We start from the raw sequence: 937 nt of genomic DNA, 5'->3' as shown, positions 1-937 counted from the left end.
CTCGGCGGCGGGGTCGACGGTCTGCCGGATGCGGCCGAGGTCCACGGTGATGTTGGAGTCGCTGTCCTCGTCGGCGGAGGCGCGGCGGTCGCTGGGTACGACCTTGAGCTTGCCGTCGGTCCACAGCAGGACCCGCTTGCCGTCGCCGCTGACCTCGAAGTGGTCGGCGTCCGCGGCGAGATGCTCCAGGCGCTGCTGGGCGAGGTCGTAGCGCTCCAGCTCGGTGCTGGGGTCGGCCTCGTCCGGGATGGCGCGGGTGGTGCCGAGGACGCCGTGCAGCGGGTGGCGCAGCCAGAGCACGCCGTCCTTGGCGGCGCGCAGATTGCCGTAGCGGGCGGACTCGACCGGGAAGGGCACGATGCGGTCGGCGAGCCCGTCCAGGTCGATCCGGGTGGAGGGGACGCCCTCGCTGTCGGGGGTCTCCTCCTTGTCGGAGGTCTCGAACGGGCGGCCGTGGCGCTGCGGTCCGAACGGGGAGGGGGTGGTCGCGGCGAGGGTGATCAGGTACGGGCGGGTGCCGCCCACGAAGGCCAGGTCGAAGGCGTGTTCGTCATAGACCGGGTCGAAGGAGCGGTTGGAGAGGAAGGCGAGGTGCTTGCCGTCCAGGGTGAAGGCGGGCGCGTGGTCCTGGAAGCGCAGCGGGGTGGCCTCGCTGACGGTCAGGTCGGTGGTGTGGGCGAGGCGCAGCTGGCTCAGCGGGCGGGGGCCGGGGTGGGTCCAGGCGAGCCAGGCGGAGTCGGGCGAGAAGGTGAGGTCGCGGACGTCGCCGTCCTCGCCGCGGTCGACCTCGCGGACCTCGCCGGTCTCGCGTTCGACCAGGAGGAGACGGCCGTCGTGGGCGGCGACGGCGGCGCGGCTGCCGTCGGGGGCCATGGCGAGTTCCAGGACCCGGCCGAGGCGTCCGGCGGCGAGCCGGCGCGGGGTGGCGCCGAGGGCG

General features: G+C 74.3%; 1 pseudogene. It reads right to left on the bottom strand.

The window, feature by feature from the left end:
* A pseudogene (locus CCN72_RS37315) lies at positions 1-937 on the bottom strand (PD40 domain-containing protein); the annotation flags it as partial.

The organism is Streptomyces murinus, from assembly GCF_002154555.1.
Taxonomy (GTDB): Bacteria; Actinomycetota; Actinomycetes; order Streptomycetales; family Streptomycetaceae; genus Streptomyces; species Streptomyces murinus.
The sequence above is the reverse complement of the archived record's forward strand: the minus strand, read 5'-3'. Positions and strand labels throughout refer to the sequence as shown.